At 46.2% G+C, this 20,977-nt stretch carries 18 protein-coding genes; 13 read left to right on the top strand and 5 right to left on the bottom strand.

What is annotated here, in order from left to right:
- Positions 1-153: 153 nt before the first annotated feature.
- The 4 genes from EHQ17_RS10310 (at position 154) to EHQ17_RS10295 (ending at position 4,816) form a co-directional block, all read left to right on the top strand.
- Complete coding sequence (locus tag EHQ17_RS10310; RefSeq protein ID WP_135593170.1) at positions 154-456, top strand: hypothetical protein; 303 nt, start codon at positions 154-156, stop codon at positions 454-456.
- A 10-nt stretch (positions 457-466) separates the two neighbouring features.
- The gene (locus tag EHQ17_RS10305) at positions 467-1,108 is read left to right on the top strand and encodes a hypothetical protein (protein ID WP_135593172.1); all 642 of its coding nucleotides are present in this window, start codon (positions 467-469) and stop codon (positions 1,106-1,108) included.
- Positions 1,109-1,145: 37 nt separating this feature from the next.
- Positions 1,146-1,619 carry a DUF6367 family protein gene (locus EHQ17_RS10300; RefSeq protein WP_135593174.1) on the top strand — a complete coding sequence of 158 codons (474 nt, stop codon included), beginning with the start codon at positions 1,146-1,148 and terminating at the stop codon, positions 1,617-1,619.
- Between the two features lie 1,067 nt (positions 1,620-2,686).
- The gene (locus tag EHQ17_RS10295; RefSeq protein WP_135593176.1) at positions 2,687-4,816 is read left to right on the top strand and encodes a hypothetical protein; all 2,130 of its coding nucleotides are present in this window, start codon (positions 2,687-2,689) and stop codon (positions 4,814-4,816) included.
- Between the two features lie 5 nt (positions 4,817-4,821).
- On the opposite strand, the gene EHQ17_RS10290 is transcribed toward EHQ17_RS10295, so the two are convergent.
- Positions 4,822-5,292: an STAS domain-containing protein gene (locus EHQ17_RS10290; protein ID WP_135593178.1), complete on the bottom strand. Its 471-nt coding sequence runs from the start codon at positions 5,290-5,292 to the stop codon at positions 4,822-4,824.
- Between the two features lie 149 nt (positions 5,293-5,441).
- On the opposite strand from EHQ17_RS10290, the gene EHQ17_RS10285 reads away from it, so the two are divergent.
- The 7 genes from EHQ17_RS10285 (at position 5,442) to EHQ17_RS10255 (ending at position 14,284) form a co-directional block, all read left to right on the top strand.
- The gene (locus EHQ17_RS10285; protein WP_135593332.1) at positions 5,442-7,340 is read left to right on the top strand and encodes a polysaccharide biosynthesis protein; all 1,899 of its coding nucleotides are present in this window, start codon (positions 5,442-5,444) and stop codon (positions 7,338-7,340) included.
- A complete protein-coding gene (locus tag EHQ17_RS10280; RefSeq protein ID WP_135593180.1) occupies positions 7,333-7,815 on the top strand; it encodes a ClpXP protease specificity-enhancing factor SspB in 483 nt (160 codons plus the stop codon). The genes EHQ17_RS10285 and EHQ17_RS10280 overlap by 8 nt, the downstream gene beginning before the upstream one ends.
- Positions 7,812-9,422 carry an NCS2 family permease gene (locus tag EHQ17_RS10275; protein ID WP_135593182.1) on the top strand — a complete coding sequence of 537 codons (1,611 nt, stop codon included), beginning with the start codon at positions 7,812-7,814 and terminating at the stop codon, positions 9,420-9,422. Before EHQ17_RS10280 ends, EHQ17_RS10275 begins: the two co-directional genes overlap by 4 nt.
- A gap of 142 nt (positions 9,423-9,564) precedes the next feature.
- Positions 9,565-10,455, top strand: coding sequence for a protease HtpX (gene htpX / locus EHQ17_RS10270; RefSeq protein ID WP_135593184.1), 891 nt, complete (start codon positions 9,565-9,567; stop codon positions 10,453-10,455).
- 139 nt (positions 10,456-10,594) lie between these two features.
- Entirely contained in the window at positions 10,595-11,128 is a 534-nt protein-coding gene (locus EHQ17_RS10265; RefSeq protein WP_135593186.1) for an adenine phosphoribosyltransferase, read from the top strand.
- A gap of 37 nt (positions 11,129-11,165) precedes the next feature.
- Positions 11,166-12,677: a S1C family serine protease gene (locus EHQ17_RS10260; RefSeq protein WP_135593188.1), complete on the top strand. Its 1,512-nt coding sequence runs from the start codon at positions 11,166-11,168 to the stop codon at positions 12,675-12,677.
- 14 nt (positions 12,678-12,691) lie between these two features.
- Complete coding sequence (locus EHQ17_RS10255) at positions 12,692-14,284, top strand: PDZ domain-containing protein (protein WP_135593190.1); 1,593 nt, start codon at positions 12,692-12,694, stop codon at positions 14,282-14,284.
- Positions 14,285-14,425: 141 nt separating this feature from the next.
- Here EHQ17_RS10255 and EHQ17_RS10250 read toward each other — a convergent pair whose 3' ends face one another.
- Genes EHQ17_RS10250 through zigA form a run of 4 tightly spaced genes read right to left on the bottom strand, consistent with a single transcriptional unit; the run spans position 14,426 to position 18,903 of the window.
- Positions 14,426-15,667, bottom strand: a complete 1,242-nt coding sequence (locus EHQ17_RS10250; protein WP_425460700.1) for an AZOBR_p60025 family cell surface glycopolymer formation protein — start codon at positions 15,665-15,667, stop codon at positions 14,426-14,428.
- A 20-nt stretch (positions 15,668-15,687) separates the two neighbouring features.
- Entirely contained in the window at positions 15,688-17,256 is a 1,569-nt protein-coding gene (locus EHQ17_RS10245) for a hypothetical protein (RefSeq protein WP_135593194.1), read from the bottom strand.
- Entirely contained in the window at positions 17,253-17,654 is a 402-nt protein-coding gene (locus EHQ17_RS10240; protein ID WP_135593196.1) for a Fur family transcriptional regulator, read from the bottom strand. The genes EHQ17_RS10245 and EHQ17_RS10240 overlap by 4 nt, the downstream gene beginning before the upstream one ends.
- On the bottom strand, positions 17,620-18,903 hold the full coding sequence (gene zigA, locus EHQ17_RS10235; protein WP_135593198.1) for a zinc metallochaperone GTPase ZigA: 1,284 nt from the start codon (positions 18,901-18,903) through the stop codon (positions 17,620-17,622). Before zigA ends, EHQ17_RS10240 begins: the two co-directional genes overlap by 35 nt.
- Positions 18,904-19,094: 191 nt before the next feature.
- Between zigA and EHQ17_RS10230 the strand changes: the two genes are divergently transcribed.
- Both EHQ17_RS10230 and EHQ17_RS10225 read left to right on the top strand, forming a co-directional pair.
- Positions 19,095-19,772, top strand: coding sequence for a biliverdin-producing heme oxygenase (locus EHQ17_RS10230; RefSeq protein WP_135593200.1), 678 nt, complete (start codon positions 19,095-19,097; stop codon positions 19,770-19,772).
- Positions 19,747-20,976, top strand: coding sequence for an MFS transporter (locus EHQ17_RS10225; protein ID WP_135593202.1), 1,230 nt, complete (start codon positions 19,747-19,749; stop codon positions 20,974-20,976). Before EHQ17_RS10230 ends, EHQ17_RS10225 begins: the two co-directional genes overlap by 26 nt.
- The last annotated feature ends 1 nt before the right edge of the window (position 20,977 follow it).

The raw sequence follows: 20,977 nt of genomic DNA, 5'->3' as shown, positions 1-20,977 counted from the left end.
GAAATAATCAATGGCATCCTGAAATACAGATGCAAGCATTCGTATGTCGATTTCATCATGTGATCCCGATATTGGCGACCAGTTATTAAATAGCATGAATTTCATTGTTACCCAAAAGTTGGATAACTTGATTAGTCAAGGGGAGTTCGAATTATGATGGGCTTAGGAGAAATTATGTTTGCTACATATTTAGAATATTCTAATTTTAGAAGACGGCCAACGCAAACAAATTTGGCATATAGCATAGTAAGTCCACCACTGGGGTCTTTAATTGGACTTGATTCAAAGAGCCAGACTCAAACCTATTTTAATCTGACTGACGGCCGAATCGATAAAAAAGTCGATCCATTTGATATTTATAATTTACAAATGAAGGATTTAGATTCCGAGGAAATGGCAAAATACAATGATTATCTTGACTCAATCAGAACGGTAATCAAAGGGCCAGTAATGTAACAGAGAATTGATGTCTGGAGATTCTTCAATTACGAAGGAGTTCATCGAATTGTTTAGGAGAGCTTTTCCTACTATTGATGAAATTCAAATAACAAATTTAGGTGATATGCTTAAACAGTTTCACCGTAGATCGAACTCAACAATATTAACTGAACATGGAAGTTTAAAATCTGATAAAATCGATATTCAAGTAACTACTTCTCCGAATGATATTCTAATGCAAGGGGATATATTGGATAAAGTTGCCATTCCGAGCATCGATCGCAATGGTGAAATATCAATTGTGAACGGACCTTCAGTTATAATTTCCGCTTCCTGTGATTGTGAAAATGATCCGAGTATCTTAATCGCTAGTTGTTATCCATACGAAAGGGTAAGGCAAATCGTAAAAAGTGAAGATGAGTTAAAGAAGAATATTTACTATAGATTTTTTTCATTTGGCAATAGCTCTGACATTAATCATTCGCTCGTGGCTGATTTCTCGGCCATCTCAAGCGTATCTAAATTTTTAATTGAAGATCGGATCAAAAGTGGAAAAATAATGAAAGTCGCATCTCTATCCCAAATTGGCTACTATTGGTTTATAACCAAGTTGTATATTCATTTATTAAGAGTCGAAGGCTTGGACGCTATAAAGTTTCGAAAATTTTAATTTTCAATATATACTAATATATCGTAGGAAACCCTTTATGAAATTTCATTGGATCGACATCATAGTTTCACGATTAAATTTTCAAGACGTTATTGAGAAAATTAGAGAAGGCCAAATCATGCCTTCAATAAAACCATTATACGAATCATATTACATTGACGAGGATATTGAAATCGAAAGATTTTCTGCCTTCTTCGACGCATATAATTTTTCGAATATTGATATTCTAAAGGAATCTCAATGGAAAAACTCCGGAATTGACGATTGGTGGTATCGAGTAGATCCGGAAAATAAAAATACAGGAACCGCAAGGCATATTCATATCGCAAGAGGAAAACATCGAAATTCTATTCCGCAATATAGTTGGGATGTGCTATACAAGAGGCATGATACTCATAAATTTAAAGAACCCGTGCCTTCTAAAGCCAAATTGATAGCGGGGCGGATTTTAGGTCTCGATACACATCTACTAGAAGTTGTAACAATCAATAAACTTATCGTCCATTTGTAAAGGATGAATGGGTACGTTCAAAATGAGACATAATCCAAATGCGACATAATCTACATTATCGGAAGTTGCCTGTTGCATCACGTAAAAATCGCTGTCTCCGTCTGACACGACACGAGGCCGCCCCGACCATTTCTTGCGAAAATCAACCTTGGTTCCCAGGGTCAACATAGAAATCACAACCGTAAGAACGACAACGATGTACGATCGTTTGTTTCCCTTTTTTCCCGGATCAGGATTTTGTCTCTTTTATCGCCGTTGCTCCCCTAAGTTCGGATTTCGAGAAGATTGTGGAAACACACCGAAACTTGGAAAGGGATTCGATTCAAAAACGGATTCTGCAAGATGACGGGCGGAAACGAGGCCAGTAAGTTCCATCCAATTTTGCAAAAAAGGACGGAATTCCGTTTTTGATTTGAGGAACACAAAACGGCTGCGATTCGATCGTTTCGAACGAAACAAACATTCGTTTGTTTTTACCGCAACACCTACGATTTCTTTTCCGAGCAATTCGATTTGAACGTTGCCCGATTTTGGGCGTTTTCTTTTTGCGCGGGAATCGAAACGCCCCAACAACCCATACAAAACTACGCGAGATTCGGAACCGGTTGCGGGTTTTTCTTTGCGACAACGACATCCTGATTCCGGTTCGCGGTGGCAAAACATCGACATCGGTCGATTCGAATGAATTCAACAAAGTCGGGTTTGGAAAAAACGTCCGAGCAAAAACGGAAGAAAAAAACGTCCGAGCAAAAACGAATCGAGCTCGGTTCAAACGGGAAGGATCGCGAGTCACGCAAACCCAATACCCGAGGAGTAGCGTCGGTTGGTGTCGCAACGAACATCCGCCGTCGTATCTCGTTTGCCGTAACAACTCGTTTCAAAATTTTTTACGATTGCCATTCTGAATCACTTCGCATATGCTTTTTTGAGAAAGAAAAGAAGATTCGAAATCGAGGAACGGTTCCCAGTTGTTTGGTCGTTTTCTCTGTGAGTCAGCGGCGATCCGCGAAAGACGTAGGAACCAGAATCCTGCTTGACCCTGGAAAAAAGAAATTTATACATTTCGCATGTTTTTTATAGCGCAAGCCCGTCCCGTTTTAATGTGGCCGGAATTCTCCTGGATCCCGGTGATCAACGGAGTTATCTTCGTCGCTTTGCTTCTTCTCGCCGGATATTGGTTGGAGCGTAGATTTCGACATTCCACTCAACTCAAGGCGGCCTTATACGCAAGGATTCTGAAAAAACTTCCGCTTGCATATTTGCAAGGGCGGGACGTAGTCCACATTCATTCCTTTTTGGAACATGCTTCCGTTTCCACTCTCAAGCGGATCGCGGAATCTCCCGTTTGGTTTCAGGAATTTTTTCTTCCGGAATTCGCCTCGTATCTCGCGCACCAAGGCGAACTTCCCGCTTGGAGAGACGCATTGATTTTCAGACGACTTTCGCATCTCGTTCACGATCTAGGTCCGCATCCGAAAAAAATTCTTCCGGTGGTTTTTTTGACCGACGCGGAGGAAGCCTTTCCCGGTTTTTTATATTCGGGAACCCTCGGACCGGAATTCGTTCAAAAATCCCTTCACGCGAAACTGTTCACGAAAAAACTCTATCATTCTTTCCCGACCGAACCGGGAGAAAAAATCCACGTTTTGTATTCCGGAGAAGAAAAGGATTGGATCCGTTTCGACGCGACCGTTTTGAATTTCGACGGAAACGATATAAGCATTCAAATTCTTTCCGCGCCCGAAAAGGACGTCGAAAAAACGAGGGTTTGGGGAGGAATCCAGATGGGGGACGTAACCTCCCAAGAGGAAACCGTTCTTCCGGAAGAATTTCGGGACAGCCTTTCGCAAATCGTAAAATATTCCGGAGTGGATTCTTTCACAGCTTCCGAAATCCAAAAACGGGTTCGGGCGTTTCAGGAACATCCGGGCTTTGTGCGAAAGGAACACAAACCGGAAGAGATTCAAACTTTCATTCGTCTTTATTCTGCGTGTTATGCGAAATACAGATCGGATATTTCCTCGATCCCAAAGCCGGTTCTTTTGTTTCTGTATTTTTTTTATTTGGACGAACATCTATTGTCGCCGACTCGAATCGTTCAATTGGATTCCACCTTACAGAAATTAAGGAATCACAAAGCCGAAACCTCCCCTTCCCAACATTCCTTGGCCGTCTATTTTTTGCCGGAATGGCTGGGATTGATTCTTGCGGGAAATAAAAATCCTTCCCGCAATCATCTGGCACAATCATACGAACAAGTCAAAGCGTCTCTCGTTCGTAAGACCGGCAAAGACGAATCCGCAAACCAAAGCGGAATCGAAGACCTACTGCATCTCCTCGATTGGGAGTTGAGCAATCTTTTATACAACGGTCTCATCGGAGTTTCTTCCAACCCGAATCTTGCGTATCCGATTCTTTCGGAGGATCAGATGTACGGGGAAACCGATGCGTTTCTCGTAACCCCGGAAAAATTGAACGCCGTCGTAGATCACGTGCGTAAGATCGACAAACATCTTTTTTACAGACAGATCGTATTCGAACCCGAATCGACCCCGGGCAAACAGGAACTCGCGATGAAGGAGGTATTTCCGGATTGTATCATCTTGCCCGTGTTCGGAAGCCGAGGAGTTTTGTGGCAGGAAATATCCTCCGGAGTTTTTTCACGCGGGAGACTTGTGTTTCCGCAAATTCTCAACGAAAACGCTACTTTGGCGATCACGAGAACTCTGGGGGAATTCCGATGGGAAATGGAACGTACGGTGCGCGGCAGAAAGTGGAAGGATTCTTCCCCGCCTTCCCTGACTTCGGAATACTTTCTTTATCTGGAGAATTATCGCAAATCCCCCGCTCTCACACCCGACGCTAAAAAAACGATCGACCAACAGATGATGAAATACAAAAAAAATCTAAAGGACATGTTCGCGTCGGATTATTCGTATTGGGTGTTGTTCGAATCCTCCGGGAAAACGAGACTCAACCGGGTGGTGCGCGACATTCTGAACCGTTATGCGCCCTTTGCCCCTTCGATCCGGGAGGAACTCCGCAAACATCCGATTTTTAAGGAATTCATGGAAACCTTCGAAGCCAGAAAACGCAGACTCGTTTCGGGGATCAAAAAAAGATACAATCCGTATTTTCAGGCAGGCAACGTGCCTGTGGAAGTTTCCGAAACCATCCAGTTGTTCGAAGAAATGTAAGAATATTATAATAATCTTTCAAACGGAGATGTCCTAAAATCCTTCGTGACGAAGAATTTGGAACTACAGGAAGGACAGGCGTAATTTCCCGAACTTTGGATTTTGAGCAGATGAAAACATTCCGGGCACTGGATCAAAACCGGGGCGTTTTCCGGAAATTTTGTTTCCGGGTCGGTTTCATTTTCGGTTAAAAACGACTTCGCCGTTTCCCGATCCGGAAACGTAGGAATTCCGTTATCCCCTTCCCCGGAAAGATCGATCCCTTCCGCCAAAGAACAAACCGCGAATTTCGAATCCGGAAATTTTTGAGGAAGTCGGTTTACGATCGAGGAACCTTCCAAAGTCGCGGAGTCCAATCCGGAACCGTCGAGCAGGATTTTCCGTGGAAATTCGGACAATTCTTCCAGTTTGGAAAGAAGCGATTCTCCCAATTTGAAGTCCAGATCCCCTTGTAAGTTGATGATGATTTCTTTCAAAAGCGCCCCGGCGTAAAACCGATTTATTCTACGAAAGGAGTTGTGCAAGAAAAGAATTTTCGCAACACATTTTTCGATTCGGACAAAAATCGAAATTCTTCGTTTCAAAAAGATTGGACTTTTGGGATGAAAACGATTTTATTTCCTACATGCTCGGTCAATGGAATCGAAGAATGTGGATCTTTCCCTTGGATCTGTTGTTCATGGGAGTTTCCTTCTTTTTGGCGCATTGGATCCGGTTTGAATCTTTTGTATTTTTGTTTCCACCGGAACGTTTTCTCGTTTCCCTTTTGATCGTAGTCGGGGTTCGCGCAGTTGTGTTCCTGCTTTCGGACATCTATCGTTCCATTTGGGCATACGCCTCGATCCACGACCTCGTCGAAATCATCAAAGTAACTCTTCTTTCCTCGCTCGTATCTACGACCGCACTTTTGTTTTACAACCGTTTCGAACAGATCTCCAGAATGGTTCCGATTTTGGATACTCTGTTGCTCTTGAGTTTTCTTTGTATCCGCAGTTTTTCCTGGCGAGTTTTCCGGGATCAATACATTCTCAAAAAGGCCAAAGAGGAAGGACTTCCGACTCTCATCTTGGGCGCCGGAAAAGTCGGGGCCACGCTTCTGACCGAAATCAGAAGACATACCGAACTCAAACTCAATCCGGTCGGTTTTTTGGACGATAACGTCCAGAAAATCGGGGCTCATATCCAGGGAGTTCCCATTTTGGCCAAGATCGACCAGGCGCAGGAAATGATTCATCAATTCGGAGTCAAACAGGTGATCATAGCGATCTCCAACCCGGATGGAAAGTTGATCAGTCGCTTGATCCGTTCCTTCGAGAATACGGACGTGAAGTTCAAAATTCTGCCTTCGCTCGGATCCTTGTTTTTCGATTCTCCCAAACTCAATCAGTTACGGGAAGTGCAAGTGGAGGATTTGCTCGGACGGCCGGTCGTGGATTTGGAGATAGAATCCATCCGTTCGTATTTAAAGGGAAAATCCATTCTGATTACGGGAGCGGGCGGTTCCATCGGAAGCGAACTCTGTAGACAAGTCGCGGTTTTCGAACCTTCTCGGATTTTACTTTTGGATTCCGCCGAAACTCCGTTGTATGAAATCGAATACGAACTCAAGAAAAAACTGCAGGGGCAATCGATCGAACTCATTCCGATCATAGCCGATATCAAAAACTTATCCCGGGTAAGTTCCGTTTTCGAAAGATACTCTCCGCAAGTCGTGTTTCACTCGGCCGCATACAAACACGTTCCCATGATGGAAGTCAATCCGACCGAAGCCGTGATGAATAACGTTCTCGGAACCAAAAACATCGCGGACATTTCCCGTCTTTCCGGCGTGGAACGTTTCGTACTGATATCCACCGATAAGGCGGTCAATCCGGTCAACATCATGGGCGCATCCAAACGCGCCGCGGAATTGTATCTTCAACATATATCCCGCGAAACCAGAACGAAATTCATCACCGTTCGATTCGGAAACGTATTGGGATCCAACGGATCGGTCATTCCGCGGTTTCGCGAACAGATCGCCAACGGAGGACCGATCACCGTCACACATCCCGATGTGATCCGTTATTTTATGACGATTCCCGAAGCCACACAACTCGTGTTACAAGCCGGAAGTATGGGAGAGTGCGGAGAGATTTTCATTCTCGAAATGGGGGAGCCGGTTCGAATTCTCAACCTCGCGGAGGAGATGATCCGTCTTTGCGGATTGCGTCCGTACGTGGACATACCGATCCAATTCACCGGCTTACGTCCGGGGGAAAAACTTTTCGAAGAACTTCTTTTGGATTTGGAAGGAATCAAAAAGACGCATCATCCTAAAATCAAAATCGCGGCCCCTTTGGAAAATCAGGAACCGACTACGTTCGTCGCTCGTTTTAACGAACTGTTGACCGCCGGCAGAACCAACAAGGATAAGGATATCTTCCTCGCGTTTCAATCCTTGGTTCCGGAATACAAAATCCACGGCGATTATCTCACGGAAGCCAAAGTGGAAATTCCGGATCAGAATTTCAAGAATGGATAAAAAAAGTCTGAAAGAAGAGATTTTGAATCTCAGAAAATTCAAACGGGAACTATTCGATCTCTACTGGGAATCGTTCGGCACGTTTTTTTTGCACGCGGCCCCTCACCCGAAACTTGTCATCGGCAAACGCGGATTAGTCGGCGAAGAAAAGGAAACGGGCGTGGTCCTCGTATTCAGCCCCAAGGGTGGAACCCGTAATTTGGATTTGCGGGAAGAATGGATCTACGCGGAACTTCAATTCGGATACGCCTGGGAGGAAGTTTTTATCCCCTGGGATTGTATATTACGTTATTATGATAAATCACAACAAACACTGATCAACATGAAAGTTTTTACCGCGGAATCGGAGGTGTTCAAACAGATTCAAACCTCCGCCAAGGAAAAAACGGTTTCGACTGAGAAAAAAGAGGGTGAAACGAAGGACGACAAGTCCAACGTAATTCAAGTGGATTTTGGGAGTAAATCGAAACAATGAGCCAGAATAAATTCAAATGGTTTGTATTGGGGGATTTGGACGGATTTTTCGGTTTGATGATCGACAATCTGATTCAGATTCTCGTTCTTTCTTTTTTGCTGACGACCCTCTGCGGAGTTCCGGGTGAATTCGTATATAAGGTCATTCTACCGGGAACCGCGATTTCGCTTTTGCTCGGAAACCTTTTCTATTCCTGGCAGGCGCATAAACTCGCACAAAAGGAAAACAGAAACGACGTCACCGCCCTGCCCTACGGGATCAACACGGTTTCCCTCTTTGCGTTCGTATTCTTTATTATACTTCCCGTATATAAGAAAACCGGCGATTACAAGATCGCATGGCAGGTCGGCCTCGTGGCCAGTTTTCTTTCCGGTTTGATCGAAATGTCCGGGTCCTTCATCGCGGAAAAAATCCGCAAAGTCACACCTCGCGCCGCCCTACTTTCCTCTTTGGCGGGAATCGCGATCACGTTCATTTCCATGGACTTTTTGGTGCGAACCTTTCAAAATCCTTTGATCGCGTTTTTGCCGTTCGGAATCATATTATTGCAATACTTCGCACGAGTTGTGTTTCCGTTCCGGCTACCCGGCGGATTGATTTCCGTGCTACTCGGAACAGCGCTCGCTTGGTCCCAGGGAGTATGGGGAAATCCGTTGATGGACGGCGCTCTTCTGAAAGGTTCCACGAGTCAGATCGGATTTTATTTTCCGGTGTTGTCCGTTTCCGATTTATTCGCCGCGTTTCAACTCGCGGATATACGCGAATACTTGTCCGTTTTGATTCCGATGGGAATTTTCAACGTAATCGGTTCTTTGCAAAACATAGAATCCGCGGAAGCCTCGGGAGATTCGTTTCATACACGGGATTCCCTTTTGGCCAACGGGATCGGAACCGTGGTGGGATCTTTTTTCGGATCTCCGTTTCCCACTACGATTTATATAGGACATCCCGGTTGGAAGGCTTTGGGTGCTCGCGCCGGCTATTCGACGTTAAACGGGATTTTTATGACCGTCGTCGCTTTGTTCGGATTGTTGGCGTTTATCCAAGCTCTGATTCCCGTCGAAGCGGGAATGGCGATCGTACTTTGGATCGGAATCGTCATCGGATCACAGGCGTTCGAAGCGACCCCGAGTCGGCACGCTCCGGCCGTAGTCATCGGAACGTTACCCGCTCTTGCCGGCTGGGGAGTCTTACTCGTTCAGTCCACGTTCAATTATGCGGATCGATCCATCTCCGGAATTTTGGAAAACGCCGGTGTCAAAGAAACGGCGCATCTCTGGATGTCGGACGTTCCCTTGGGACTTCCGTTTTTGCCGTATCCGATGGGCGGATTGTTGAGTTTATCACAGGGATTTCTTTTGTCTTCGATGATTTGGGCCTCGATCGCCGTTTTCGTCATCGATCGCGATTTTAAAAAGGCGCTGATCAGTTGTTTGATCGGAGCGGGATTGTCCGCGACAGGATTTATCCACGGATTTTCTCTGCGAGGAAACGATATCCTCAATCAATTCGAACCCGGCTTCAATTCCTTTGTGACCGCTTATGTGTTGCTCGGGCTTTTGTTTTTTCTGGCTTCTTTTTTTCGCAAAGAACCGAGGAAAGTTTAGGATCGAAGGATCCGTTTTTCAGGTCTAAAGGAAAAGAATCGGATCGGACGTAACCGATACGATCGGCCGTGTTCGGGTTGTGACTCGAAACACGACCAAACGTCCGTTCCCCGTATTGATTTAGAATTTAAGGAGAACCGAAATGTGGTTTAAACGAATTGGGCTGTTTTTACTGACCAATATTCTGGTAGTCGTTACGATTTCGATCATAACGACCGCTCTTGGAATCGGTCCGTATCTCCGTTCGAACGGATTGGATTATACGTCCTTGATCGTATTCTCGCTGCTTTGGGGTATGGGGGGTTCTTTCGTTTCCCTTCTGCTTTCCAAATTCATGGCGAAGACGATGATGGGTGTAAAGGTGATCCATCCTTCTTCCGCGACCGGAGTGGAACGGGAATTGTATTCGAGAGTGGAACGTCTTGCACGCGCTGCGAACATTCCCACTCCCGAAGTGGGAATCTATCATTCTCCCGAAGTGAACGCGTTCGCGACCGGACCTTCCAAATCCAACTCCTTAGTCGCCGTTTCCAGCGGATTGTTGCAGGTGATGGACAACGCGGAAGTCGAAGGAGTGCTCGCGCACGAATTGGCGCACGTCGCCAACGGAGACATGGTCACGATGACCCTGGTGCAGGGAGTAGTTAATGCTTTCGTAATATTCTTTTCCAGGATCATCAGCTACGCGCTCAGTACGCTCGTAAAGGACGAGGACGCGCAATATACCGTACGTTGGGTCGCGAACATAGTACTGAGTATTTTGTTCAGCATTCTCGGATCGATCGTGGTTGCCTATTTTTCGAGAACGCGCGAATTCCGGGCCGACGCCGGAGGAGCAAAACTCGCCGGTCGTCAGAATATGATCGCCGCCTTGGAAAAATTAAGAAGAACGTTCGACGCTCCTCAGGACGAACGCGGTGGAGAGGCGCTCGCTACGATGAAAATTTCGGGACACAACAAATGGATGGCCCTATTTTCCACACATCCTCCGTTGGAAGTGAGAATCGCCGCTTTGAAAAATTCGGGATATTGATCGTTCAAAGATCGGATGTACGAAACCGGCCCGGTATTTTACCGGGCTTTTCTTTGTCCGTATCAAAAAAGAATTGTTTGAAATGTCTCGGATTTTTTGAATAGAACCCGTAATCAAAACCCTCGGACGTGAAACTTAGATGTCTATTGTTAAATCCAAAATCAGAACCATTCCCGATTATCCGAAACCGGGAATATTGTTCCGCGATATCACCTCTCTTCTGCTGGATCCGGAAGGACTCGCACTGACCATTGGAACTTTCGTAAATCGTTATCAAGGAAAAGGAATCACGAAAGTTGCCGGAATCGAAGCCCGTGGATTTTTAACCGGAGCTCCTCTCGCGTTTCAACTGGGAGTCGGCTTTATTCCCATCCGCAAAAAAGGAAAACTTCCCGCCGAAACGGTCGCGGAGGAATACGATCTCGAGTATGGAAAAGACGTAATCGAAATCCATAAGGACGCGGTCGAACCGGGTGATAAAATTCTCGTAATGGACGACCTCATAGCTACCGGAGGAACCATGATCGCAGCCGTGAAACTTCTGCGTAAATTGGGAGCGGAAGTTTACGAAGCGGGAGTGATCATCGATCTCCCGGATCTCGGCGGAGCCAAAAAATTAAAGGACGACCTCCAAGTTCCGATTTTTTCGATCTGCGAATTCGAAGGACATTAGAAAATTCTAAAATTATAATATTCTCCCGGAGGATCCGTTGACGGTCAAACAATTGTCTGCGTTTTTTAACAGTCGGATTTCGAAAAGATACGGATTTATTTTCGCGGTTTTATTCTCGTTTTTTCAAACTGCGGTGAATTCCGTGGACGCCCCCTCTTCTCTTCCCTTCGACGAACTTCGTAAAGGTGTGGTCCAGATCCGTGTTTATTCCCAAGCGGTGAATCCTTTTTCTCCCTGGACGACCGACCCGGTCCGAGCCAGTTCCGGGACGGGATTTCTGATCGGAAACAAGCGGATCATAACCAATGCGCACGTCATTTCAAACGCGAAGTTCGTTCAGGTGCAGAGATACAATCAGACCGAATGGTACGGGGTGAAAGTGCTTCATATCGCTCATGATTGCGACCTTGCGGTTTTGGAAGCCGAAAGTTCGGAATTTTACAAGGACTCGCGGGATTTGGAACTCGGCGAAATTCCGGAACTCAATTCTCCCTTGATTGTGGTCGGTTATCCGATCGGAGGCAATAAGGTTTCGGTTACGCGCGGAATCGTTTCCAGAAAGGATCAATCCGTATATTCGCATTCCGCCGTGGACAGTCATTTGGTGCTTCAAGTGGACGCGGCCATCAATCCTGGAAACTCCGGAGGACCCGCGATCCAGGACGATAAGGTCGTAGGAGTCGCGTTTCAGGTCGCTACCAAAGGGGAAAACATCGGTTATTTGATTCCGACCAACGTGATCCGCCACTTTTTAAAAGACATCGAGGATGGAAGATACGACGGTTATGTGGAACTCGGGGTAAGGACTCTCAATTCGTTCAACGTTGCTCTGCGTAAAGCGAAGAAAATTCCCGATCCACTGGAAGGGGTTTTCGTATCCCGCGTTTTAAAAAACGGTTCTGCGGAAAATTTCCTCAAAGAAGGCGACTTTCTAACGGAGATCGACGGAAATCCGATCGGTAAAAACGGAACCGTGATGCAGGATCGGGACGCGCGCGTGGACTTCGTCGAAATCGTGGACAACAAACACGCGGGTGATACGATCTCTTTCAAACTCTTTCGGGACGGCAAGGAAATGAACGTCTCCTTTCCGGCGAGAAGGATGCCCGACTTCGATTTTATGCGGAATCAATACGACAAACCGTACGACTACGCGATGATAGGCGGACTTCTGTTTCAGGAAATGTCCAGGGATTTGATCACGAGTTGGAGCCGAGGCGGAAACACTTCCGGAGGAAGTCAGTTGTTGTATCGTTTTTTTTATTTTATCGAAGACGGCCTCAATCGCGGAAAACGGACGGATGTCGTATTGTACAGAAAACTTTCGCATCCGGTCAATTCATCGTCCGATTATTTCGTAAATCTCGTTTTGGAATCCGTCAACGGAACGCCCGTAGGCGAACTTTCGGATCTCAAAAGAATTTTATCCTCTTCCAAGGAAAAATATCTTCGCCTGAAATTTTTGGATGTGCAAGTTCCGCTGATTTTGGATCGGGAAGCCGCCGAAAGGGCCGACGACAAGATCCGCAAAACATACGGGTTGGAATAGATTAGGAGATTTGAATGTCGAAAATTTTTAGTTTATCTTTATCCTTTCTTTTCCTGACGCATATCTCTCTCGCCGCGGAAGTTCGTTCCCCGAGTTACGCGGAGACCGTTCCTTCCGTGTCCGTAAAAAAAAGAGGATCCAAATTTCAAACCGCATCCGAAACGAAGGGAATTTCCCGTAAAACGGAGACAATGAACGGAGTAAAACGCGGACAATCGGATTCGTACAATCAAAGTATCGTTCAGATCAAGGTGACCTTTCAGGAACCCGAGTATCATCAACCCTGGAAGAAAAAAAGTCCTAGGGTAAGACGCGGGGTCGGCTTTGTAGCGGAAGGCGAACAGATTCTGATTCCGTACACTTTGTTGCCCGACGCGACGTTGATCGAAGTGAAAAAATATTCCTCCTATTCCGAAACCAAAGCCTACGTTTATCGAATCGATCCGGAATCCAATCTCGCCTCGCTTCGTGTGGAAAAGAAAAATTTCTTCGACGATCTGCTTCCGCTGAAGTTGACTTCGATTTCCGTATTTCCGAAACAAGTGAACGTATATCAGCTTGATAATTCGGGTTCGATCCAAACGACGGCAGCTGCGCTTTTAAATATGGATATGGACCAAATGCCCCTGGGTCGCGTCGAATTGCCGGTGATCGATATCAGTTCCAGCGAAAGTCTAAACGGTTTCGGCGAAGTGTTGATCGAAGACGGAAAAGTTTCCGGAATGTTATACGACTTCACTTCCGGTAAGAATTCGGGAAGAGTGATTCCCTCCTTTATCATTCAAAAATTCTTAAATACTCCGGGGAAAGAGATCTTTCCCTACAAGGGTTTCCGATTCCGACCCGTGACCGATTTCGCCGTAAAACAATATTACGGAATGGACGAAAAGGAATCGGGTATTCTCGTAGCGGACGTCGTTCCCGGTTCTTCGGCGAGCGGCGTTTTGAAACTCGAGGATATCATCCTCGAATTCGGCGGAAAAAAAGTGGATTCCAAAGGTTACGTAGAACACCCGTTATACGGGAAGCAGGTTCTTTCCTTTCTCGCGCATTCCGGAGATTCGTTCGGATACTCCCTGGGTAAGGAAATCCCGATTACGGTTCTCCGGGATAAAAAACGCCTCTCTTTGAGTATGAAGTTGAAACCTTTCCCGCACTCCGCGGTCCGTATACCGTATAAGAATTCCCCGATTAACAATGATTATGCGATTGAGGGAGGTTTCGTTTTTCTGGAACTTTCCGAAGCCCTTTTGGAAGAATGGGGAAAGGACTGGAGATCGCGCGTAGACCGGAAACTTTTGTATCTTTTCGACTACGCCAAATTCCACGAAAAGGAAGGGGACAACGGAAAGATCGTTCTTTTGTCTCAGGTATTGCCGGACGAATCCAACAACGGGTTTCACGATTTGAGTTTTAAGATCGTGGAGAAGTTGGACGGCAAACCGGTTAAATCGGTTCGGGATTTGAAGAACTCGATCCGCGAAATGAAAAGCGGATATTCGTTGATTTCATTGGATGACGGAACCGAAATCGCTTTGGACCGGGCCCGTTTGGACGAAATTAACGACCGGGTTTATAAGAGTTATAAGATTAGAATGCAGAATTGATCCGCCAAAAAATACGCGAAACAAAACGTGTGGTCGTTACTAAATTTCCTCATTGCCAAACGAGTTCCGCCTAACGCGCGTCTAACGTAACCTATCGCAACTTGCAAAAATAAAAATCGCAGCTCGTAAAAAGAGTAACGATTATTCCCAAAGAAGGAACGGTAAGGTTCCCGATACGAAGGAAAGTTTAAAAAGAAAAAGGCAAAGGATCGCGGCGCAGACGAGCCAAAACGGACGATCGGAAATCGAATCGTCCTCTAATTTCCAAAAAATCAGAAACGGAACGGAAACCGTAAACATGCGCGAAACGTTTTCGTAGGAAACCCAATACAAAACGTAACCCGCCGAAAAAACCGAAAACAAAACGAGAAAAAAAGAAAACCTCAATCCTATCGCGAGTTTCCAAGAACCCGTTTTCAAAACGTACAAACCGGTAAGAAACAGCAGAAAGATCGGTACACGGGAAAAACGTTTCGCAAAGAGAATCGTTCCCGTTTCCCAATCCGCGGTTTTTAAAAAGGTATAAAACGCCGTCTCCGAAATTTCTTTTGCGTATCCGATAAAACCCTGTAAGGGATCGAAAAAATCCGCGAATCTCGTCGGGGTCCATTCGGGGAAATGGATCTTAAGGAATAAACTCCAGACGAGAGGGAGGATCAGAGCGCCTAACACCGAAAAGGTGAATCTTGTGTTCTTATCCAGAAGGGATTGGATTCCCATAGGGAATAATAGGAACAACGCCTGTTCCTTGATCAGGAGCGCCGCGCCCGCCGTCAGGGAAAATAAAAACCATTTTTCCCTTTTATACGACCAATATGTGAAAACGAGAAAGGCGCATAACGCGGCGTCGCTCACCAAAAGCGCATAACTCCCCAGTAGGAACGGGGAAAAAAGATAAAACGTGGAATAGATTCGTTTTTCTTTGCCGCAAAGATCGCGGATCAAAATCCAGGAGGCCAGGATCAGACAGACGTGGACCGCGTACATTCCGAAAACCGTACCCCATTTTCCGAACCAGCCGAATGGAGCGACTAACAGCGGATAACCGATTCGGGGCGCGCGGATATTGGTTTCGAAACCGGCCGGCCATTCGAGATTGAATTCGCTTAACATTCTTGAATAATAATAAAAAATTTGTCCGTCGTAACCGGCGCCAGAGTCTCCGGGTTGGCCGAGAAATACTACCGCCTGACGGGGAGTGCGTTCCGTGTTTTGTTGAACGAAAGGAAATCCGAAATTGATCTGAGCGCTCGGGTTATATCCGTATTTTTTCCAAATCAGAAACGAAGAAAAGGAATAAAGAATCAGAAATGCCGCTGCACAAAGGTTTCGATTTTCGGAAACTGTTCGGATCAGTTCTCCGATCGATTCGAATCCCCGAATAATCCTATCGACCGCGCGTTTCAACGCTCCGCCGAACGAAAGTCGCCCCAAAAGTCCATTATAGATTCTGCATATAAGAGCGAACCTTTTACGGCGGCGTTGTAGGTAAGATGATGCGGATCCAGAAACGATTTTTTATCCGGTATGGAATCTTTTAGGTCGTAGAAACCGAAAGTCGGTCCTTTTTTGGAACGGAAAAATTCCAGATAACCCTTATACCATTTTCCGTTTTTGTAATATACGCTTTCGATCGGATTTTCAGGCGAATTGATCACGATCAACTTTTGTCCGCGTGTTTTGAACTTTTCGATCGTTTTTTCCAAAAAGTCGAATTCGGTCCAGGTGAAAAACGTAGAGGAACCGAGCAGTTCCTTGTTTTTCTGAACTCGTTTCAAACGGTTGAGTGCACCTTCGTTTTCCGGATTGAAATAGAGGCGTTTTTCGTAGTCGCGCAGATAGTCCTCGTCCGACATGGTTTCCACACGATCGTCGTCCAATCCGTGGATCCGCTCGTACGAGATATCGGTTCGGATCTCGTTTCTGCAAAAATTCTGGGGAAGACGGATTCCGTATTCTACGGGAATTCCGAAAATTCGCGCGTCCACTTCGTCCGAACTGGTGATCGGCGAGACGGAGAACTTCAACCGGACCCTTTCCGGTTTGATTCCGGTAGGTTTCGTAAAATCGACGTTCAACGGTTTCCAACCCGACTTCGAATAGGTGCTGTCGTGGGAGATCCGTTCCGTAACCGTTCCGTCCTTTTCCAATTCGCGGATGGTCAAACGGATTCCGGGCTTTTGTGTGAAGATGTCTTCGGATAATTTTCCGTCCTTGAGCTCGCATTCGATCGTAAATTCCGGAGTGGTCCAACCTCGGAGATAGATCCCTTCCTCGGGCATGGATCCGGTGTAATAATGATACGAACGCATCGTCCTCGTATGGTGTTCTATGTATTCCATCCAAGGATCGTATAAAAAACTTCGGTATCGGTTTAGGAGTACGGTCGTTTTAGCGAGTTGCGCGAAAAACTCCCCTTTCGTGTAATACTTCCAATGATCGGCCAAAAATTCGCCCGGGAATAGGAAACGATTTTGATGGCGGACCTTGTAGTCTTTCAGTTTCGCGGATTCGTCGAAATACGGAGAACCGAATTCATTTTTTTGAATATAATCCAATTGTAAATCGGCTGGATTGAGCACATACACGACTAGATCCGCTTTTTTGGAAAGGATATCGTCCGAGTAGTAATATAAATCCGACGGAGAAAGAGCGGGATGAGAATAAAACTCCGCACGGACTTTTTTCCCGGTAGGTTGCTCCTCGTTGAGTTTATCGGAGATCCGGTTCGGATACGAGGAATATAAGGCGACGCTGCTTCCGGCGATCAGAATCCCGCGTTCGTTTTCGGAGAAACGGGTATGAAGTCGTTTGTGTAAAAAGTTATACCAAGGAGACGTGTCCCATTCCAGTTCGTTGGGGAATTCGAACAAGGCGATCGGAAATACGATCCGATCGACGAACACGAATCCGATCAGAAGAAGGAGCGAGATCCAGAGAGTTTTGAGTTTGAGTCGGGTTTCTGAATTCATTTGATCTCGGAGTTACATTCCATACACGTTCCGTAAAGAATGATCTCGTGCGTGTCCACGGTGAATCCTTTCGGACTTTTGTCGAGAGGAAAGGGACAGATTTCTATATCGTAGACGCGATCGCATCGTTTGCAATGGAAGTGATGATGGTGATGCAGGTGACTCGTTTCGAATCGGGAAGATTCTCCGGGGAGATGGATTTCGTTGACCGCGCCGGTTTCGATCAGATGATTGACGGCCCGATATACCGTCGCAATTCCGAGATGATTTAAATTTTTTCGGGAGAGTTCGTAGATCTCTTTGATGGAAAGCGGGCCTTGGGCCTCTTCCAAGACCTTTAAAATTTCGCCTTTCTGTTTGGTGTTACGAAGGGCCGTTTTGCCTAATTCTGCTTTCATCTAAAGGGTCCGAGTTTACCGAAAGTTCTTCTTCCTCTTCGAATTCCCAGGAAGGAAACGGGTCGGGAAAAGAACTCCATACTTTTTCACCGAGAAACATTTCTTCTTCGGTTAAAAGGCATCCATCCAATAATTCTCGGATCCCGGCCTGATCCATGTCAACTCCAATTAAAACGATCTCTTGTCTTCGATCTCCGAAAGGTTCGGTCCAGGATGTCTCGATCTCGGTCAAGTCTTCGGATTCGGAAGGCCACTGGGAACGAGGAACCGACGCCCACCATTTCCCCAGGTTTTCGGTACGACAAGAGGCTCCTGCTTGGGACCAAGAGCCCACGCGATCCATGCGGGAAGCGAGCCAGAAAATTCCTTTGGAACGAATGACTCCCGGCCATTCTTGCCCTAAGATTTCGTAAAATCTTTCCGGATGAAAGGGTCTTCGGCTTTGGAAGACAAAACTTGAAATTCCGTATTCTTCCGTTTCCGGCTTGTGTTCTCCTCGAAGTTCTTGGAGCCAACCGGGAGATTCCGAAACCTTTTGAAAATCGAAACTGCCCGTATTGAGAATTTTTTCCAAAGCAACCTTACCTTCTTGGATCGGATAGATTTCCGCGTTGGGATTCAGCGTGGAAAGGATCGCTTGCAATCGTAGCAGTTCCGATTCCGAAACCAAATCGATCTTATTGATGAGAATCACGTTCGCGAATTCGATTTGTTCGATGAGCAAGTCCACGATTGTTCGATCGTCTTCCGGTTCCGAATTGAGATTTCTTTCTTGAAGGTCTTCGGAAGAAGAGAAATCCAGAAGAAAGTTTTTTGCGTCCACGACCGTGATCATCGTGTATAGGGTCGCGTAGTCCGAGAGGGAATTTCCGGATTCGTCTTCGAAGGTAAACGTCTCCGCGATCGGACGCGGTTCCGCAATCCCCGTAGATTCGATCAACAGATAATCGAACTTTTTTTCTCGGGCCAGGTTTCCGATTTCGACAAGAAGATCCTCCCGCAAGGTGCAACAGATACAACCGTTGCTCATCGTAACCAATTTTTCTTCCGCCCGTTTGAGATCAGCGCCTCCCGAACGGATGAGTCCCGCGTCTATATTGATTTCACTGAGATCGTTTACGATGACGGCCACCTTCCATCCTTCTCGGTTGCGAAGGATATGATTGAGAACGGTCGTTTTTCCGGCTCCTAAAAACCCGGAAAGAACGCTCACTGGAAGTTTTGAATTCGGTTGGGGCTGCAAAGACATGGTTTTTCCTCGAGGTCACAGTGCCCGACTCTGGAGGTATTGTCAATAATGATAATGGTTTATTGTTATCATTATTTAAATCGTGTGAGTTCCCACACAAAACCTACTTCGGAAATTCGCATCGGAAAAAATAAGTTTGATTCTCAGTTTCAATTAAAAAGAATTGTCACAGTATTGTCAGGAGATACGCAATGAACTTAGCAACCCTACTTCGGGAAGGAACTTCCGAGGAGCACAAAGCGGCGGAGAGTTCCGCATTCATCCGTTGTTTTATGAAAGGTGTTTTGGAAAAAGGCACTTACGCCCGTCATTTGGAGGCATTTTACTTCATCTATGCGGCGATGGAAGAGGAATTAAAGAAACACAAGGATCATCCCGTGATCCGAACCATCTTCTTTACGGAACTCGATCGCAATGAGGCCCTTTTAGAAGATCTTCGTTTTTTTTACGGAAGTTGGAATCCCGCAGATCACGCACCTACTCCGGCCACACAAGCCTACGTGGAACGAATCCGTAAAATTTCCGAAACCAATCCGATTCTTTTGGCCGCTCACTCGTATGTGCGATATCTGGGAGATCTTTCCGGAGGACAAATTCTCAAAAAAGTGGCGGCTCGTGCCTTGGCGCTTCCGGAAGGCAAAGGGATTTCCTTTTACGAATTTCCGGCCATTTCCGATATCAACGGGTTCAAACAGAATTACCGCGTCGCGTTAGACACGCTTCCCGTAAACGATTCCGAAAAAGAGGAAATCCTCCGCGAATCGAAACAGGTTTTCCTTCTCAACCAAGGAATTTTTCTGGAATTGGAACAGGATTTGATCCGCGCCATCGGTAAAGAAACCTATGAATCCGTCCTTGCCAAAGGATAAATCGAAACAGAGATCCGTATATTTTCTTCCGGCGGCCGTCTTTCTGGCGATGCTTCCGGTGACGATGATCGTTCCCGTATTTAAAGAAATCGTAAAAGACCGATTTCAATCCGGGAACGGAGAAGTGGCCTGGTTTTTGAGCGTGGCCATGCTCGGGTCTTTTTTCTTTTCGCCGATCGCGGGTTGGTTGTCCGATTATTTCGGAACGAGAAAGAAAATCATCGTCGCATTTTGTTTTATCGACGCCTTTCTTTTGAGTTCCCTTCCCTACGCGGACAGTCTCGGTCTTTTGTTGACGCTTCGGTTTTTGGAGGGAGGAGCCCACGTTTTCGTGATCGGTCTTTTGTTGGCGGCGGTAGCGGACGGAGAACACTCCGATTCGAACGGGAGACCGTCTAACGGCGCTTTGATGGGCTGGTCCGGCATGCTTCTTTCCCTGGGAGGGGCGGTCGGAATTTCGCTCGGATTTTTGGGAAAACAGGATCCGAATCTTCCGTTCCGGATCGGTTCGTGTATTCTGCTTGTTCTGGCGTTTTTGGTTTATCGATTCGTTCCGGAAGAAACTTCGCTTCGAAGAAAGAATCGAATTTCGTGGAAACAATCGGGGCTCGTATTTTTGTCCCATCCTTTGTTGTTGTTTCCGCTCGCGTTCCAGTTTTTGGATCGATTTACTTCCGGATATTTCATGAGTTCTTTGAATCTTCGTCTTCGTGAGGAATTCCTGCTCAACGCATCCGAAACCGGACGTCTGTTGTCTTTGGTATTTCTTCCGATGGCGCTTTTGTCCTATCCCGCCGTCCTACTTTCCAAAAAAACGGGAAAGTATTTTCCCGTTGCTTTAGGTTCCTTGATCTATGGAGTCGCCCTCGCGTTATCCGGAATGTCCCGATCCGTACCTTGGATCACGGCCTCTTTGTTGTTTTGCGGACTCGGGGCGGGTTTGATGTTCGCAACTTCGTTGCGTTTGGCTTCCTCTCTTTGCGGAAAGGAAAATAACGGAATCGTAATGTCCGCTCTTACTGGAATCGGCTCTCTCGGATTTTTTCTGGGACCGATCTCTTCGGTGGGAATCGATCAGATTTCCAGAACGTTCGTTCCTTCGTTGGAACATTCGCTCACCGCGTTGTCGTTTGGAATCGCTCAGATTTTGATCGTGTTGATCAGTTTTCCCTTCTACAAAATACTCAATCAGAAAACCGATTGAT

The organism is Leptospira gomenensis, assembly GCF_004770155.1.
GTDB lineage: Bacteria > Spirochaetota > Leptospiria > Leptospirales > Leptospiraceae > Leptospira > Leptospira gomenensis.
The sequence above is the reverse complement of the archived record's forward strand: the minus strand, read 5'-3'. Positions and strand labels throughout refer to the sequence as shown.

Excerpts from the sequence above, each read along its gene's own strand:
- EHQ17_RS10285 (WP_135593332.1), top strand. The coding sequence starts at position 5,442 with ATGCTCGGTCAATGGAATCGAAGAATGTGGATCTTTCCCTTGGATCTG.
- EHQ17_RS10255 (WP_135593190.1), top strand. The coding sequence starts at position 12,692 with ATGTCGAAAATTTTTAGTTTATCTTTATCCTTTCTTTTCCTGACGCAT.
- EHQ17_RS10240 (WP_135593196.1), bottom strand. The coding sequence starts at position 17,654 with ATGAAAGCAGAATTAGGCAAAACGGCCCTTCGTAACACCAAACAGAAA.
- EHQ17_RS10225 (WP_135593202.1), top strand. The coding sequence starts at position 19,747 with ATGAATCCGTCCTTGCCAAAGGATAAATCGAAACAGAGATCCGTATAT.
- EHQ17_RS10295 (WP_135593176.1), top strand. The coding sequence starts at position 2,687 with ATGTTTTTTATAGCGCAAGCCCGTCCCGTTTTAATGTGGCCGGAATTC.
- EHQ17_RS10310 (WP_135593170.1), top strand. The coding sequence starts at position 154 with ATGATGGGCTTAGGAGAAATTATGTTTGCTACATATTTAGAATATTCT.
- EHQ17_RS10280 (WP_135593180.1), top strand. The coding sequence starts at position 7,333 with ATGGATAAAAAAAGTCTGAAAGAAGAGATTTTGAATCTCAGAAAATTC.
- EHQ17_RS10230 (WP_135593200.1), top strand. The coding sequence starts at position 19,095 with ATGAACTTAGCAACCCTACTTCGGGAAGGAACTTCCGAGGAGCACAAA.
- htpX (WP_135593184.1), top strand. The coding sequence starts at position 9,565 with ATGTGGTTTAAACGAATTGGGCTGTTTTTACTGACCAATATTCTGGTA.
- zigA (WP_135593198.1), bottom strand. The coding sequence starts at position 18,903 with ATGTCTTTGCAGCCCCAACCGAATTCAAAACTTCCAGTGAGCGTTCTT.
- EHQ17_RS10305 (WP_135593172.1), top strand. The coding sequence starts at position 467 with ATGTCTGGAGATTCTTCAATTACGAAGGAGTTCATCGAATTGTTTAGG.
- EHQ17_RS10265 (WP_135593186.1), top strand. The coding sequence starts at position 10,595 with ATGTCTATTGTTAAATCCAAAATCAGAACCATTCCCGATTATCCGAAA.
- EHQ17_RS10300 (WP_135593174.1), top strand. The coding sequence starts at position 1,146 with ATGAAATTTCATTGGATCGACATCATAGTTTCACGATTAAATTTTCAA.
- EHQ17_RS10245 (WP_135593194.1), bottom strand. The coding sequence starts at position 17,256 with ATGAATTCAGAAACCCGACTCAAACTCAAAACTCTCTGGATCTCGCTC.
- EHQ17_RS10275 (WP_135593182.1), top strand. The coding sequence starts at position 7,812 with ATGAGCCAGAATAAATTCAAATGGTTTGTATTGGGGGATTTGGACGGA.